We start from the raw sequence: 15,041 nt of genomic DNA on the forward strand, positions 1-15,041 counted from the left end.
TACAACAAGGGTGTGAAACTGGTGGGCGCCACGGCGCACTACATCAACAACGACCTCGACGAAGGCCCGATCATTGCCCAAGGCGTGGAAGCGGTGGATCACAGCCATTACCCCGAAGACCTGATTGCCAAGGGTCGGGATATCGAAGGGCTGACGTTGGCCCGGGCGGTGGGTTATCACATTGAACGGCGGGTGTTTTTGAACGCCAATCGCACCGTCGTTCTTTAAATCGTCATCGCGAGCAGGCTCGCTCCCACAGGAGTTTGTTTCAACACTCGGATCTTAGTCACACCAAAGATCCACTGTGGGAGCGAGCCTGCTCGCGATGGCGTCATAACAGGCAATACGAAACACACAGGCAATAAACCCGAGCAATTAACGCGCCGCCGGTTTTTGGCGACGCGACCGCTACATAAAAACAACAGCGAGGTGAAAGCATGTCTGGTAATCGTGGTGTGGTGTATCTCGGCGCTGGCAAGGTCGAAGTACAGAAAATCGACTATCCAAAAATGCAGGACCCGCGCGGCAGGAAGATCGAGCACGGCGTCATCCTGCGCGTGGTATCCACCAATATCTGTGGTTCCGACCAGCACATGGTGCGTGGTCGCACCACGGCCCAAACCGGTCTGGTACTGGGTCACGAGATCACGGGTGAAGTGATCGAGAAGGGCAGCGGTGTCGAGAACCTGCAGATCGGCGACTTGGTGTCGGTACCTTTCAACGTTGCCTGTGGCCGTTGCCGTTCGTGCAAAGAGCAACATACTGGCGTCTGCCTGAGCGTTAACCCGGCGCGTCCGGGTGGTGCCTATGGTTATGTCGACATGGGTGACTGGACCGGTGGCCAAGCCGAATACGCGTTTGTGCCGTATGCCGACTTCAACCTGCTGAAACTGCCGGATCGCGACCGGGCCATGGAAAAAATCCGTGACCTGACCTGCCTCTCCGACATCCTGCCCACCGGTTACCACGGCGCAGTGACTGCCGGCGTTGGCCCTGGCAGCACCGTGTACGTCGCCGGCGCCGGCCCGGTTGGCCTGGCAGCTGCCGCTTCCGCTCGCCTGCTGGGTGCTGCGGTGGTGATCATCGGTGACGTCAACCCGATCCGCCTGGCCCATGCCAAGGCTCAGGGTTTCGAAATCGCCGACCTGTCGACAGACACCCCACTGCACGAACAAATCGCTGCACTGTTGGGCGAACCGGAGGTGGACTGCGCCGTCGATGCCGTAGGCTTCGAAGCTCGCGGTCACGGCCATGCCGGGGTGAAACACGAAGCACCGGCCACCGTACTCAACTCGCTGATGGGCGTGGTTCGGGTTGCCGGCAAAATCGGTATCCCTGGCCTGTACGTGACAGAAGATCCGGGTGCCGTCGACGCCGCCGCGAAAATGGGCAGCCTGAGCATCCGCTTCGGTCTGGGCTGGGCCAAATCCCACAGCTTCCACACCGGCCAGACCCCGGTGATGAAGTACAACCGCCAGTTGATGCAGGCGATCATGTGGGACCGCATCAAGATTGCCGACATCGTGGGTGTCGAGGTTATCAGCCTTGATGACGCACCACGTGGTTACGGCGAATTCGATGCTGGCGTACCGAAGAAGTTTGTGATCGATCCGCACAAGTTGTTTAGTGCGGCGTAAGGCTTAGGGCAAGACGGAAAAAAGGGCGACAGTGATGTCGCCCTTTTTTGCATTCATGACAGCGCATCCCCTGTGGGAGCGAGCCCGCTCGCGATAGCAGTGGGTCAGTCAACGCTCATATGGAATGAGCTATCGCCATCGTCGGAACGCCGCCCGGAGCCGGCTCGCTCCCACAGGTTTTGTGCCTTGATTCAGAGTCCCGCCAACGCCCCTTGATACAAAACCGGCCCCGTCGGTTGTCCGGTCGGCGAACCGCCTTCAGGTTCAAGGCTGACTGCCAGCGCTATCGGTTTACCCAGCAGCGCATGCTGTTTTTCGCTCAATGCGACCCGTCCTTTACCGCCCGCCGGGATCACGCCCAGGGAAATCGGTTTGCCATCCGCTGGAACCGCCCACAACTCGAGGCTGTGTCCGGTGGCGACGGTGGCCAGGGCCAGCGGTTCGACTTGCAGATAGTCGTTGTGAGCCTTGATTCGCAAGGCAGGCTGCGCGCTGGCGCTGAGTAAGGTGGCGCTGTACTGGCTGCTGTCGCGGTTGTAGAGAATGCCCAGCGTCACGGCCACCAGCAGCGAGCAGACGGCCACCGTTATGCGCAACCAGTTCCAGAACGGACGCTTGGCCGGCACGTGCAGTTCTTGCGGCTCGATCCGCGCATTGATGGCTGTCCATACCCGGTCGGGCACGGGCACTTCCACCAAGGGTTYGTTGAGGCTGGTCAGGCTCTCTTGCCACTTGGCCAGTTCAACGCGCAACTCGGCGTCGTCGAGCAGCAGCTGTTCGAAGCGACGGCGCGCGGCGGTGGGCATCAGGCCAATCGCGTAGTCGGCGGCGAGGGCGCGGCGCAAGCGCTGGGTTTGATAGTTCATGATTCAAGGCACCTGCGCAGGCGCTCCATGCCACGGCGAATCCAGGACTTGACCGAGCCCAATGGTGCCGCCAGATGATCGGCCAGTTCAGCGCAGGACAAACCCTGAAAGTAGGCCACGGTGATCGATTGACGCTGCATGCCTTCAAGGGTCTCCAGGCAGCGCTTCAGTGCGCGGGCTTCACGGTCGCTGCTGAGTAGCTCCTGGGCCGAGGGCGCTTCGTCGACCAATGCCTGTTCTTCCCGTTCGCTGAGGCGGCGGTCGCGGTGTTTGCGTAACTGGTCGATGGCCTGGTTGCGGGTGATGTTGATCATCCAGGTCATCGGCGCCGACAAATGCGCCTGGTAGCGCGAGGCGTTGTTCCAGATGCGCACGAAACTTTCCTGCAGCACTTCTTCGGCCAGGTCGCTGCGCCCCATGAAGTGCAGCGCCACACCATGCAGGCGCGGTGCAACGCTGCGGTAGAGCGTCTCGAACGCACGGCGGTCACCCAGTGAACATTGGGCGAGCAGCTGTCTGAGCGGTTCGGCGTCGGCGGTGGAAATGACCGTTCTCCAAGTAATCCCGGTTGGTATGCGCTGTCGGTTGCAGGCTGAGGTTAGTTCACGGCACGTTGTTGTTCCATTCACGGCGACAGCCCTCAAGGCACGCCGGCCCTGATCCCCAGGGCCGGCGTCAGCGCTTAGCTTTTCGGCATCAGCACTTTGTCGATGACTTGAATCACGCCGTTGGATTGGTACACGTCATAGGTCGTGATGTCGGCGGTGGCGCCTTTTTCGTCCTTGAGGGTGATGTTGTGCGGGCCGTTCATCGTCACCCACAGCTTGCCGCCGCTGACGGTGGTGAGTTCGGCTTTACCGCCGCCGGCCTTGATCTGCTGGGCCAGCGCCGCCATGTCGAGTTTGCCGGCGACCACGTGGTAGGTAAGGATGTGGCTCAGCGTGGCTTTGTTGGCAGGTTTGAGCAGGGTATCGACGGTGCCGGCGGGCAGGGCGGCGAACGCCGCGTTGACCGGTGCGAACACGGTGAACGGGCCTTTACCCTTGAGGGTATCGACCAGACCGGCGGCTTTTACCGCGGCGACCAGAGTGGTGTGATCCGCCGAGTTTACGGCGTTATCGATGATGTCCTTGCTTGGCATCATGGCTTGTCCGCCAACCATCACAGGGTCGTGGCTCATGTCTGCCGCATGCACGCTGTTGAGGGGCAAACCGCAGGTCACGACCAGGCTCAGCAGGCTGGCGATCAACGGGGTTTTAATCGTAGTGCGCTTCATGGTGATTGTCCTAGTAGGGGAATCGGCCAGGAATGTCTGTCCGTGCTTGATATACGCAGAGGGTCAGAGATCGGATGCAGCGCAGGAAAAATATTTATCGGCTAGATTTCACGCAAGCCGGTGCGGCGCACAATGGCCGGGAACAATTAATGTCGCGACCAGTTTAACGGCTGGTTTCCACCACCTGATTGCAGGTGGTTTTCAGGGTTCAGGAGTTGGTTTCGATGAAGATTTCACGCGGTTTTGCTTTGGCTTCGCTCATGACGCTGGCGACCAGCCCGGTCTTCGCTGCAGGCTTCAGCCTGAACGATGTGGCCGGTGCCGTGTCCGGTATGCAGGGCAGCGACAAGACGGCTGCCGCCGCACCGACCCCGCAGGCAGCAGGCTTGTTGAGTGCACTGAGTTCGCTGAACGTCACACCGGAGCAGGCGATTGGTGGTACGGGAGCCATGTTGGGGCTGGCGAAGAATCAGTTGGGCGCGGCCGATTATTCCCAGTTGACCAATAAAGTGCCGGGTCTTGATCAGCTATCGGGCAGCAATGCATTGGGCAGCCTGGGTGGCTTGAGCGGTCTGCTCAGTGGTTCGCCGGGTAAGTCGACAGGCCTGGACAGCACCTTGGACAACGTCAAGAACACCAGTGACCTGAACAACGCCTTCACCGCGCTGGGCATGGACAGCGGCATGATCGGCCAGTTTGCCCCGATCCTGCTGCAATACCTCGGTCAGCAGGGCGTTGGCGGTTCGCTACTCAACAGCCTCGGCGGGATCTGGGGCGTCGGCGGCTGATTCAACCCGCTCGGCGCGCAAGGCGTCGATGCGTGACTCCTTCTCGGTCCAGAACTGGATGGCCCGGTTCTGGACGCTCTGGCGAAACGCCTGATCGTTGCAGTGCTAAAAAGGGTGGCGTGACCACGGAACAATGCCTGACCCATTCCGGTCAAACCAGCAGTTTTCCGCCCGCATTCGGGTGGCTTTCAGGGTTCAGGAGTTGGTTTCGATGAAGATTTCACGCGGTTTTGCTTTGGCTTCGCTCATGACCCTGGCGACCAGCCCGGTCTTCGCTGCCGGCTTCAGCCTGAACGATGTGGCGGGTGTAGTGTCCGGCATGCAGGACGGCGATGAGACGGCTGCCGCTGCACCGACCACGCAGGCAACAGGCCTGTTGAGCGCGCTGAGTGTGCTGAACGTGACCCCGGAACAGGCCATCGGAGGCACGAGCGCCATGCTGGGTCTGGCGAAGAACCAGTTGAGCTCGACCGATTATTCGCAGTTGACCAAAGACGCGCCGGGGCTGGGCATGTTGTCGGCTGGCGGTGGCCTGGGCATGCTTGGCGGACTGCTCGGTGGCTCGTCCGGCAAGTCGTCGCCCCTGGACAGCGTTTTGGGCAACCTGGACGGCGTGAAGAACACCAATGACCTGAACAGCGCCTTCAGCGCGCTGGGCATGGACGGCGGCATGATCGGCCAGTTCACCCCGATCCTGCTGCAATTCCTCGGTCAGCAGGGGGTGGGCGGTTCGCTACTCAATAGCCTTGGCGGGATCTGGGGCGCCGACGGCTGATTCAGCCCGCTCGGCGCGCAAGGCGTCGATGCGTGAGTCCTTCTCGGTCCAGAGCTGGTTGACCCAGTTCTGGACGCTCTGGCGAAACGCCGGATCGTTTTCGTAATCACCCTGCCACAACGTCGGATCCAGCTCGCGGGTCTTGATGTCGATGATCACCCTTGGCACTGCACCGCTGATCAGATCCCAGAAACCCGGAATCTTCGCCTGTGGATACACCACGGTCACATCGAGCACCGCATCCAGCTGTTCACCCAGCGCCGCCAATACAAACGCCACGCCGCCGGCCTTGGGCTTGAGCAAGTGCTTGAACGGCGATTGCTGTTCGGTGCGTTTGGCTGGTGTGAAGCGAGTGCCTTCCAGGTAATTGACCACACTTACCGGCTGGCGCTTGAACAACTCGCAGGCGGCTTTGGTGATCTCCAGGTCCTTGCCGTGCAGTTCCGGATACCGGGCGAGAAAAGCTTTGCTGTAGCGCTTCATGAACGGGTAATCCAGCGCCCACCAGGCCAGGCCCAGAAACGGCACCCAGATCAGCTCTTTCTTCAGGAAGAATTTGAAGAACGGCGTGCGCCGGTTGAGGGTCTGGATCAGCGCCGGGATGTCGACCCAGGACCGGTGATTGCTGATCACCAGGTAAGAGGTGTCGACCCGCAGGCCTTCGCCGCCGCGAATGTCCCATTGCGTGGGGATGCACAGGGCGAAAATCAGTTTGTCGATTTCGGCCCAGGTCTCGGCGATCCACATCACCGCCGCGCTGGCATCATCACGAAAGCGCCCCGGCAAGAGCAGTTTCAGCAGGGCAAACAGCATCAACGGGCCGAACAGGACCAGGGTGTTGAGCAACAGCAGCAAGGTGACGAAACAGCCGGTGAGCAGGCGGCGCATAAATAACTCTTGTAAGCGTTTGGGCGCGCAATGATAAGCAGCTTCGGCCTGGAGGCCAAACCGACAGATGACAAATGTTTCACTTCGCGAGCGATAAGCTCGATCAGAATTCAACTGATCAGATAATCATGGTGTTGGTAACGGCCTCATCGCGAGCAGGCTCGCTCCCACATGGGGGTTTTCGGTGTGCATAAGATCTGCGACACACATGAGATTACTTGTAGGAGCGAGCCTGCTCGCGATGCGATTTGGAGAACGAATCCCAGACTGACGGTCTAAAATCCCGCTGTCCCTCTTTCGAAGGAAAACCATTACGTGAAATCCATCCTCGCATTGTTAGCCCTTGTGGCCCTGCCGGTCATGGCAGCTGAGCCGACCCTTTATGGTCGTTACGAATACATCAAGTTGCCGGAAATCGGTGGTCAGGTCCTCAAGGCCAAGATGGACACCGGCGCGCTGACGGCGTCCCTGTCGGCCAAGGACATCGAAACCTTCACCCGCAATGGCGAAGACTGGGTGCGCTTCCGTCTGGGCACCAAGGATGCGAGCAACAAGGTCTTCGAACACAAAGTCTTGCGCATCAGCAAAATCAAAAGCCGCGCTGACGAGGAAGATGACAAGGACACGGCGGACGTCGCCAAGCGTCCGGTCGTCGAACTGGAACTGTGCCTTGGCAGCATCAAGCGCACGGTCGAGGTTAATCTGACCGACCGCAGCAGTTTCAATTATCCGCTGCTGATCGGTGCCAAGGCATTACGTGAGTTTGGTGCGGCGGTGAACCCGGCCAGACGCTTTGTCGCGGATAAGCCTGACTGCTGATTGACGCCGAATCAGCCTTGGGGCACCGTTCGCCCACTTAATTGCCGGGCTTGGATGCCATGCCTCATATCCTGATTGTCGAAGACGAAGCGGCAATTGCCGATACGCTGATTTTTGCCTTGCAGGGCGAAGGCTTCACCACCACGTGGTTGAGCCTCGGCGCGGCGGCGCTCGAGCATCAGCGCATGACACCTGCAGACTTGATCATTCTGGATATCGGGCTTCCGGATATCAGCGGCTTCGAGACCTGTAAACAGTTGCGGCGCTTCAGCGAAGTGCCGGTGATGTTCCTCAGTGCCCGCGACGGCGAGATCGATCGGGTCGTGGGGCTGGAGATCGGCGCCGACGATTATGTAGTCAAGCCATTCAGCCCTCGGGAAGTCGCGGCGCGCGTCCGGGCGATTCTCAAACGCATGGCGCCGCGCGCGGTGAACGAGTCGTCCAGCGCCGTGTTCCAGATCGACACCGACCGCGTGCTGATCAGCTATCGCGGTCAACCCCTGGGCTTGACCCGCCACGAATTCCGTCTGCTGCAGTGTTTACTGGAGCAACCCGAGCGAGTCTTCAGCCGCGAGCAGTTGCTCGATGCGCTGGGAGTCGCCGCCGATGCGGGTTACGAGCGCAGCATCGACAGCCACATCAAAAGCCTGCGCGCCAAGTTGCGTCTGGTGGCTGCCAGTGCGGAGCCGATCCAGACTCACCGTGGCCTCGGTTACAGCTATAGCCCGGGGAATAGCTGATGCCGTTGGGAATCCGGATTTTCCTGGTCTATGTATTGTTCATCGGCCTGACCGGTTACTTCGTGCTCAACACGGTGATGGAAGAAATCCGCCCCGGCGTTCGACAGTCCACCGAAGAAACCCTGGTGGACACCGCCAATCTGATGGCCGAAATCCTGCGTGACGACTTCAAGGCTGGCACCCTCAACCAGAATCGCTGGCCCGAGTTGCTCAAGGCTTACGGCGAGCGGCAGCCGGCGGCGACAATCTGGGGGTTRCCGAAAAATTCGGTCAACCACCGTATCTACGTCACGGATGCCAAAGGCATCGTGGTGCTGGACTCCAGCGGCGTAGCAGTGGGCCAGGACTATTCGCGCTGGAACGATGTGTACCTGACCTTGCGCGGCGAATACGGCGCACGTTCGACCCGCAGTATCGCTGACGATGCCACTTCTTCGGTGATGCACGTTGGCGCGCCGATCCGCGATAACGGGCAGATCATCGGCGTGGTCACCGTGGCCAAGCCCAACAGCTYATTGCAGCCTTACGTCGACCGCACCGAACGTCGATTGCTTTGGTACGGCGCCGGGTTGATCGGCCTCGGCTTGTTGTTCGGTGCGGCGTTGTCCTGGTGGCTGAGTGTCGCATTACGGCAGTTGACCGCTTACGCCCAGGCGGTCAGCGAAGGTCGACGGGCCGAGCTGCCGCACTATCGCGGCGCAGAGCTGGAGCAACTGGCCACGGCGGTGGAGCGCATGCGCACGCAACTGGAAGGCAAGGCTTACGTCGAGCGATACGTGCATACCCTGACCCACGAACTGAAGAGCCCGTTGGCGGCGATTCGCGGTGCCGCCGAGTTGCTGCAAGGCGAGATGCCGGCAACACAACAACAGCGCTTTGTCCGCAATATCGACAGCGAAAGTGCACGGATGCAGCAGTTGATCGAGCGCTTGCTGAACCTGGCGCAGGTCGAGCAGCGCCAAGGGCTGGAAGAGCGTGTACCGGTGACGTTGGCAGCATTGGTCGATGAGTTGCTCAGCGGTCAGCATGCGCGTATCGAGCGCAAGCAGTTGAAGATCGAAAAACAGATTTCAACCGATCTGGATGTGCTGGGCGAGCCGTTCTTGCTGCGTCAGGCGCTGGGCAATCTGCTGGAGAACGCTCTGGATTTCTCCCCGTCCCACGGCGTCTTGAGCTTCACCGCCGAACGGCATGCCGGGCAGGTCGAATTCAAACTGTTCAATCAGGCCGAACCGATTCCGGATTACGCTCTGGGGCGTTTGAGCGAACGCTTCTATTCACTGCCACGCCCGGACAGTGGACGTAAAAGTACCGGCCTTGGGCTTAACTTCGTTGAAGAAGTAGTCAAGTTGCATGGGGGTGAATTGCATGTCGGCAATGTGCCGGGCGGCGTCGAGGTGACGTTGCGTCTGCCCAGATAATCGTTCCCACGCGGAGCGGGAACGATTATTAGCTTCTCCACACACTCTCCACATTCCCCCCATAAAACCCTCACACCCATCTTCCAGACTCTCCCTCATTCGAACAGGGAGAGAACCCATGAACCGCAGCTTGGCCATAAAACTTGGGGCAATTGCCCTTCTGATAGTGCTGTTGATGATCCCGTTGCTGATGATCAGCGGGGTGATTTTTGACCGTCAGCAACTGCGCAACGGTGTCCTTGAGGACATCGCCCGTAGTTCCAGCTACAGCCAGCAATTGAGCGGGCCGCTGATGGTGGTGCCGTATCGCAAGGTGGTCCGGACCTGGAAAACCAACGAAAAAACCAGTGAGCGTTATCAGGAAACGACTCAGGAACGGGGGCGACTGTATTTCCTTCCTGAACGTTTCGAACTCGATGGCCAGGTTCAAACCGAACTGCGCGCCCGTGGCATTTACGAGGCGCGGCTGTTTCACGCGGATAACCGGATCAGCGGGCACTTCTCTATCCCGGAGCACTTGGGCATCAAGGAGGACTTTTCCGACTACCAGTTCGACCAGCCGTTCCTGACCGTGGGCATCAGCGATATTCGTGGCATCGAAAACGCCTTGAAGCTTGAGCTCGATGACCAAAGCCTGGACTTTGTTCCAGGTACGCAAGTGGACTGGCTGGGCGAGGGCGTGCACGCCAGGTTGCCGATGCTGGATGCGAACAAAGCCACAGAGCTGGCCTTCGGTTTTGACCTGCGTCTGCAAGGCACCGGTCAGTTGCAGATCACCCCGGTGGGTAAAACCAGCAAAGTCAGTTTGAAAGCCAACTGGCCGCATCCGAGCTTTATCGGCAACTACCTGCCGGCCCAGCGTGAGATAAGTGCTGAAGGTTTCAGCGCCAATTGGCAGACCTCGTTCTTTTCCACCAATCTGGAAGAGGCACTCAATAGCTGCTTGTCCCATTCCAGCTGTGAAGAGTTCAAAAGCCGCAGTTTCGGCGTCAGCTTCATCGACCCGGTGGATCAGTACCTCAAAAGCGATCGGGCGATCAAATACGCGCTGCTGTTTATCGTGCTGACCTTTGCCGGGTTCTTTCTTTTCGAAGTGCTGAAAAGCCTCGCGGTACACCCGGTTCAATACGCCTTGGTGGGTGTGGCGCTGGCGTTCTTCTATCTGCTGCTGTTGTCGCTCTCCGAGCACATCGGCTTTGCCCTGGCGTATCTGCTGTCGGCCGCTGCCTGCGTGTTGTTGATCGGTTTCTATGTTTGCCATGTGCTGCGCAGTGCACGCCACGGGTTGAGTTTTTCGGCGGGGTTGGCGGCGCTCTACGGTTTGCTTTACGGCTTGTTGAGTGCCGAGGATTACGCGCTGTTGATGGGCTCGCTGCTGTTGTTCGGCTTGCTGGGCGTGTTTATGGTGCTGACCCGTAAACTCGACTGGTACGGGATTGGCCAGGGCAGGATTGCCAAGCCAGAGGTGGTGTATGAGTAGGTCGCTGGGGTTGCGCGAGGATYAGTTGCAGGGTGAATGGCTGGCGGTGCAGATTGCCGGGTTGTTTACGGCGGAGCAGGGTGAYGCCCTCATCGGCAAGCCCCGCTCCCTCAGGTCAGCCGGTGCTGCTAAACCTTCGGCACGGTCGCCAGCATCGACGGCCGCTGGCTTACTTCGGCATACCAGGCGCTGAGTTGCGGATTGCTCTTGCGCCATTCCAGGTCCGGGTGACGCAAATCCAGATAACCCAAGGCGCAGGCAACGCTGATGGCCGCGACGTCGAAATGGCTGGTCAGCTCGGCGATGGCGTCGGCTTCCAGCACCGCCAAGGCCCGGCGGATCTTGTCGCGCTGGGCGTCGAGCCATTGGTCCCAGTGTTTCTCCGGGGCGCGCAGGGCGAGTTCATAACGGATCAGCACCGCGGCGTCCATGATCCCGTCGGCCAGCGCGGCCAGGGTCAGGCGCCGCCAGCGCGCCGTGCCTTCACGAGGGATCAGCGGATTACCGACATGTTGCTGATCGAGGTATTCGAGGATCACCCGGCTGTCGTATAACACGTTACCGTCGTCCAGGCGCAGCGCCGGAATCTTGCCCAGCGGGTTGTCCTGGTTCAACGCGGCATCAGGGCTGACCGGGGTCAATTGGCTGTGTTGCAGCGCCACGCGGTCCAGTTGACCGGTTTCATGCAGCAGCACCATCACTTTACGCACGTAAGGCGAAGCAGGGTTGTGGAACAAGGTCATGCTGGGGGCGGACATGGACATTCCTCGGCTGTATTCAGGGATCATGGGGCAGAGGTCTAGCCTAGTAAGTTCCGGCGCGGCTGGCGAGGGTTTAGTGGTGCTGACAAGATCGCCATCGCGAGCAGGCTCGCTCCCACAGGTATATAGGTGCTCTTGTGGGAGCKAGCCTGCTCGCGATGGCGTTGCAACAGGCGCTGAACACCTAGAAGGAATGGCTTTGCTGCCGGCGTTTCCACTGGCTCAAGCGCTGTTGCAGATTCAGCGGGCTGTGAATCTGCTGCGTTCGCGCGCGGTTGAACAGGATCAACACTAACTCAGCGGTGGCCATGGCGTCGGCGCTGGCGTTATGGCGTTCGAAGACTTGCAGCTTGAACCAGTTGATCCAGTCGTCCAGCCCGGCTTCGCGGATGTTCGCCTGTGGGCACAGCAGTGGCGCCATGTCGGCTACATCAAGGAAAGGATGCTGCAAGCGATAACCCAGGCTGTCCTTCAAGGCGCGACCGAGCATGTGCTGGTCGAACGGCGCATGAAACGCCAGCAATGGACTGTCACCGACAAACTCCATGAAATCCAGCAAGGCGTCCCGCGGATCGCTGCCAGCGGCAATTGCGCTGGGCCCCAAACCATGAAGCAACACGCTAGGCCCGAGTTTATGGTCGTTGCGCTGCAAGGTTCGCTCGAACTGCTGACTGAAATCGATCGCGCCGTCTTCGATCACCACGGCTCCGATCGACAGCACCACGTCCTTGTTCAGGTTCAGCCCGGTGGTTTCCAGATCGACGACCACCCAACGTTGCTCGCGCAGGCTGCATTCGCCCAGCGTCGGAGCGCTTGGCAGTTGGTCCAGGCGCTGTTGCTGCGCGGCGGTCAATGTCGGCCCGGCGGGGCGCAGCCATGAAAACAGCTTCATAGCTGATACCGCAGGGTCAGGCTGCTTTGCAGGCGTTGAGCCTGGCGCAGGGACTCACGCAGGATGCGCCGGTCCAGATGATTCAGGCTGTCCGGATCGACCCGATTGGAATAGGGCAAGTTCTCACGGGTCTGTCGCTGATGCTGCTGCATGCGGGTTTGCTGGATGAAGTGATAGGCCTCTTCATAGGCCGCACCGTCCAGCGGGTCGATGACTTCTTTGGCCACCAGTTGACGAAAGCGCTCCAGGGTATTGTTGACCCCGATACCATGGGCCAGCGCCAATAGCCGGGCACCGTCGACAAACGGGGTCAGCCCTTGGACTTTCAGGTCGAGGGTGGCTTTTTCACCGTTCTTTTTCTCCAGCACGAACTCGCGGAAGCGCCCAACCGGCGGGCGTTGGCGCAGGGCGTTCATGGCCAGCATGCGCTGGAACAGCCGATTGTCTGCCACCTGATCGAGAATCGCGCGGCGCAATTGTTCGCAGCCTTGCTCATCGCCCCAGACCACCCGCAGGTCGAARTAGATACTCGACCCGAGCAAATTCTCCGGCGTTGCYTCGCGGATAAACGCCGCGAATCGCCGCGCCCATTCTGCACGGGACAAACACAGCTGCGGGTTGCCAGCCATGATATTGCCCTTGCACAGGGTAAAGCCGCAGAGCGCCAGGCTCTGATTGATCTGCTGGGCGATCGGCAACAGCTTGCTGCGAATCTCGGCCGCCTGCACCGCATCGCGCGCCTCGAAGAGAATGCCGTTGTCCTGATCGGTGTACAGCGTCTGCTCGCGGCGGCCTTCGCTGCCGAAGCACAGCCAACTGAACGGTATGCCGGGGTCGCCTTTATCGGCCAGCGTCAGCTCGATGACCCGGCACACGGTGTGATCGTTGAGCAAGGTGATGATGTGGGTGATTTGGGTCGAGGATGCGCCATGGGCGAGCATGCGTTCGACCAGTTGGCCGATTTCACCGCGCAGCGCCACCAGGTTTTCCACCCGGGGCGCACTGCGAATGGTGCGTGCCAAATGCACCAGATCGACGCGTTGCAGGGAAAACAGGTCGCGTTCCGAGACCACGCCGCACAACCGTTGGTCTTTCACCAGGCAGACGTGGGCGATGTGCCGTTCGGTCATGGCAATGGCCGCATCGAACGCGCTGTGGTCCGGCGTCAGGAAGAACGGCGCGTGGATCATGTGCCGGTCGATGGGCTGATTGAAGTCACTGGTGCCATCGGCGACCACCTGACGCAAATCGCGCAGGGTGAAAATCCCCAGCGGGGCTTTCTGTTCATTGACCACCACAATGCTGCCGACCTGTTGCTCGTGCATCAGGGTCACGGCTTCACGCAGCGGGGTCGCAGGGCTACAGGTCACGGGATGGCGCATGGCCAATTCGCCGAGGCGGGTATTGAGCGAGTACTGGGTGCCGAGGGTTTCCACGGCTTTTTGCTGGACTTGCTGGTTGACCTGATCCAGCAGGCTGCTGACGCCGCGTAGGGCAAAGTCGCGAAACGTGCTGGAAAGGGCGAACAGCTTGATGAAGGCCTGCTTGTTCAGTTGTAGGCAAAAGGTGTCTTCAGCGGCCAGGTGCTCGGTGCGGGTTGCGCGCTCGCCCAGCAGTGCGGCGAGGGGGAAACACTCACCGGTGGTGATTTCAAAGGTGGTTTCGGTGCCGCCCTTGGCCGTGTGCGGACGTTCGCCGACCACCCGGCCCTGTTTGACGATGTAAAAATGCTCAACCGGTCCGTCCGCAGGCTTGATGATGCTCTCGCCCGGACCGTAGAAGCGCAATTGGCATTGTTCGACCAGATAGGCCAGGTGCGCGTGTTCCATCTGGTTGAACGGCGGGAAACGCTGAAGGAACTGCAAGGTGCCCTGGATGTTCTGCAGCACCGCTGTTTTCCCTGCCTGGGTGAAGGCATCCGCTTTACTCATAACCATTACCGCAGTCTTTTTCGATTTGTTGTTGTCGGAGTCACTGCTATGGTCGGCCCCTGTGCGAAGAGTGCCCATTGGACGTAAGTCTAGGTAACGGTGCAGGAAGCGAAATTTCGGAAATACCCTACGCTATTAATGCGCAAAACCGCTGGTTAGCCTACTTGGAAAACTATTCGGCAAAGCGCACATTTAAGTTCTGCTTAGCGATGTCCGACCATGGTGCTAGGGGATTAATCCGAATATGTAGAGAGATTTATGTCCGACCACGATATTTTGAGCGATGCCGAGCGTGAAGCGTTGAGTGCAGTCATGCACGAACCGGATTTGCCGGCACAACGTGTGCTGATCGTCGACGACGACAAGGACACACGTGAGCTGCTTTCGGAAATTCTTGCGCTTGATGGCATCCGCTGCATGACGGCAGCCAGTGGCGAAAGCGCACTCAAACTGTTGGACTCGAACAAGTCGATCGGGTTGCTCATCACTGATCTGCGAATGCGTCACATCGATGGTCTGGAACTGGTCCGTGAAGTGCGTGAGTCGGAACGGGCGGCGTTGCCGATCATCATCGTTTCCGGTGACGCCAAAGCCCGGGATGTCATTGATGCCATGCACTTGAGCGTGGTGGATTTTCTGCTCAAGCCCATCGACAGCAAAGAGCTGTTGGCGCTGGTCAAGCATCAGTTGGGGATGAACGTGTGAGTCTGTTTCAAATAAAAAAGCCCTGATCTCTCGATCAGGGCTTTTTCATGTCGCTAACGCTT

General features: G+C 59.6%; 16 protein-coding genes. 9 read left to right on the forward strand and 7 right to left on the reverse strand.

Translation table 11 applies throughout. From position 1 onward, the window contains the following. Positions 1–228, forward strand: a 228-nt coding sequence (locus AC1DH9_RS00745) for a formyltransferase family protein (protein ID WP_477807655.1), incomplete at its 5' end; no start/stop codon positions are given. A 209-nt stretch (positions 229–437) separates the two neighbouring features. Further along, the gene (fdhA, locus tag AC1DH9_RS00750) at positions 438–1,637 is read left to right on the forward strand and encodes a formaldehyde dehydrogenase, glutathione-independent (protein ID WP_019580688.1); all 1,200 of its coding nucleotides are present in this window, start codon (positions 438–440) and stop codon (positions 1,635–1,637) included. A gap of 191 nt (positions 1,638–1,828) precedes the next feature. Here fdhA and AC1DH9_RS00755 read toward each other — a convergent pair whose 3' ends face one another. From AC1DH9_RS00755 to AC1DH9_RS00765, 3 genes are read right to left on the reverse strand one after another with little or no spacing between them, the layout of a single operon-like run. Further along, positions 1,829–2,503 (reverse strand): anti-sigma factor, encoded by a 675-nt coding sequence (locus AC1DH9_RS00755; RefSeq protein WP_477807656.1) that lies wholly within the window; start codon positions 2,501–2,503, stop codon positions 1,829–1,831. Then, on the reverse strand, positions 2,500–3,132 hold the full coding sequence (locus AC1DH9_RS00760) for a sigma-70 family RNA polymerase sigma factor (RefSeq protein WP_427545884.1): 633 nt from the start codon (positions 3,130–3,132) through the stop codon (positions 2,500–2,502). Before AC1DH9_RS00760 ends, AC1DH9_RS00755 begins: the two co-directional genes overlap by 4 nt. A gap of 53 nt (positions 3,133–3,185) precedes the next feature. Next, complete coding sequence (locus AC1DH9_RS00765; protein WP_427545882.1) at positions 3,186–3,779, reverse strand: fasciclin domain-containing protein; 594 nt, start codon at positions 3,777–3,779, stop codon at positions 3,186–3,188. 224 nt (positions 3,780–4,003) lie between these two features. Between AC1DH9_RS00765 and AC1DH9_RS00770 the strand changes: the two genes are divergently transcribed. Both AC1DH9_RS00770 and AC1DH9_RS00775 read left to right on the forward strand, forming a co-directional pair. Next, positions 4,004–4,567 carry a DUF2780 domain-containing protein gene (locus AC1DH9_RS00770; RefSeq protein WP_427545880.1) on the forward strand — a complete coding sequence of 188 codons (564 nt, stop codon included), beginning with the start codon at positions 4,004–4,006 and terminating at the stop codon, positions 4,565–4,567. A 211-nt stretch (positions 4,568–4,778) separates the two neighbouring features. Next, the gene (locus tag AC1DH9_RS00775) at positions 4,779–5,342 is read left to right on the forward strand and encodes a DUF2780 domain-containing protein (RefSeq protein WP_427545878.1); all 564 of its coding nucleotides are present in this window, start codon (positions 4,779–4,781) and stop codon (positions 5,340–5,342) included. On the opposite strand, the gene AC1DH9_RS00780 is transcribed toward AC1DH9_RS00775, so the two are convergent. Next, a complete protein-coding gene (locus AC1DH9_RS00780; protein WP_427545876.1) occupies positions 5,301–6,230 on the reverse strand; it encodes an acyltransferase in 930 nt (309 codons plus the stop codon). The two genes, AC1DH9_RS00775 and AC1DH9_RS00780, sit on opposite strands and share 42 nt — an antisense overlap. A gap of 315 nt (positions 6,231–6,545) precedes the next feature. Between AC1DH9_RS00780 and rloA2 the strand changes: the two genes are divergently transcribed. The 4 genes from rloA2 (at position 6,546) to creD (ending at position 10,690) form a co-directional block, all read left to right on the forward strand. Further along, a complete protein-coding gene (gene rloA2 / locus AC1DH9_RS00785) occupies positions 6,546–7,049 on the forward strand; it encodes a retropepsin-like aspartic peptidase RloA2 (protein ID WP_427532504.1) in 504 nt (167 codons plus the stop codon). A gap of 59 nt (positions 7,050–7,108) precedes the next feature. Continuing rightward, positions 7,109–7,789: a two-component system response regulator CreB gene (gene creB, locus AC1DH9_RS00790; RefSeq protein ID WP_427545874.1), complete on the forward strand. Its 681-nt coding sequence runs from the start codon at positions 7,109–7,111 to the stop codon at positions 7,787–7,789. Further along, complete coding sequence (creC, locus tag AC1DH9_RS00795) at positions 7,789–9,210, forward strand: two-component system sensor histidine kinase CreC (protein WP_477807657.1); 1,422 nt, start codon at positions 7,789–7,791, stop codon at positions 9,208–9,210. The genes creB and creC overlap by 1 nt, the downstream gene beginning before the upstream one ends. Positions 9,211–9,328: 118 nt before the next feature. Then, positions 9,329–10,690 (forward strand): cell envelope integrity protein CreD, encoded by a 1,362-nt coding sequence (gene creD, locus AC1DH9_RS00800; protein ID WP_427545870.1) that lies wholly within the window; start codon positions 9,329–9,331, stop codon positions 10,688–10,690. Positions 10,691–10,818: 128 nt separating this feature from the next. Here the strand turns inward: creD and AC1DH9_RS00805 are convergent, their stop codons facing one another. The 3 genes from AC1DH9_RS00805 to AC1DH9_RS00815 all read right to left on the reverse strand — a co-directional run bounded on the left by AC1DH9_RS00805 (position 10,819) and on the right by AC1DH9_RS00815 (position 14,280). Continuing rightward, positions 10,819–11,448: a glutathione S-transferase gene (locus tag AC1DH9_RS00805; protein WP_054594356.1), complete on the reverse strand. Its 630-nt coding sequence runs from the start codon at positions 11,446–11,448 to the stop codon at positions 10,819–10,821. 187 nt (positions 11,449–11,635) lie between these two features. Further along, positions 11,636–12,343 carry a 3'-5' exonuclease gene (locus AC1DH9_RS00810; RefSeq protein ID WP_427545868.1) on the reverse strand — a complete coding sequence of 236 codons (708 nt, stop codon included), beginning with the start codon at positions 12,341–12,343 and terminating at the stop codon, positions 11,636–11,638. Beyond that, positions 12,340–14,280, reverse strand: a complete 1,941-nt coding sequence (locus tag AC1DH9_RS00815) for a putative nucleotidyltransferase substrate binding domain-containing protein (protein WP_427545866.1) — start codon at positions 14,278–14,280, stop codon at positions 12,340–12,342. Before AC1DH9_RS00815 ends, AC1DH9_RS00810 begins: the two co-directional genes overlap by 4 nt. Positions 14,281–14,532: 252 nt before the next feature. On the opposite strand from AC1DH9_RS00815, the gene AC1DH9_RS00820 reads away from it, so the two are divergent. Beyond that, entirely contained in the window at positions 14,533–14,979 is a 447-nt protein-coding gene (locus AC1DH9_RS00820; protein ID WP_427545864.1) for a response regulator, read from the forward strand. Positions 14,980–15,041 lie beyond the last annotated feature (62 nt).

The organism is Pseudomonas sp. 05T35, from assembly GCF_056396605.1.

What these genes read in the sequence shown, in the direction of transcription:
- AC1DH9_RS00820 (WP_427545864.1), top strand. Translation starts at nt 14,533, where the DNA reads ATGTCCGACCACGATATTTTGAGCGATGCCGAGCGTGAAGCGTTGAGT.
- AC1DH9_RS00765 (WP_427545882.1), bottom strand. Translation starts at nt 3,779, where the DNA reads ATGAAGCGCACTACGATTAAAACCCCGTTGATCGCCAGCCTGCTGAGC.
- AC1DH9_RS00805 (WP_054594356.1), bottom strand. Translation starts at nt 11,448, where the DNA reads ATGTCCGCCCCCAGCATGACCTTGTTCCACAACCCTGCTTCGCCTTAC.
- AC1DH9_RS00775 (WP_427545878.1), top strand. Translation starts at nt 4,779, where the DNA reads ATGAAGATTTCACGCGGTTTTGCTTTGGCTTCGCTCATGACCCTGGCG.
- fdhA (WP_019580688.1), top strand. Translation starts at nt 438, where the DNA reads ATGTCTGGTAATCGTGGTGTGGTGTATCTCGGCGCTGGCAAGGTCGAA.
- AC1DH9_RS00780 (WP_427545876.1), bottom strand. Translation starts at nt 6,230, where the DNA reads ATGCGCCGCCTGCTCACCGGCTGTTTCGTCACCTTGCTGCTGTTGCTC.
- AC1DH9_RS00770 (WP_427545880.1), top strand. Translation starts at nt 4,004, where the DNA reads ATGAAGATTTCACGCGGTTTTGCTTTGGCTTCGCTCATGACGCTGGCG.
- creD (WP_427545870.1), top strand. Translation starts at nt 9,329, where the DNA reads ATGAACCGCAGCTTGGCCATAAAACTTGGGGCAATTGCCCTTCTGATA.
- AC1DH9_RS00810 (WP_427545868.1), bottom strand. Translation starts at nt 12,343, where the DNA reads ATGAAGCTGTTTTCATGGCTGCGCCCCGCCGGGCCGACATTGACCGCC.
- creB (WP_427545874.1), top strand. Translation starts at nt 7,109, where the DNA reads ATGCCTCATATCCTGATTGTCGAAGACGAAGCGGCAATTGCCGATACG.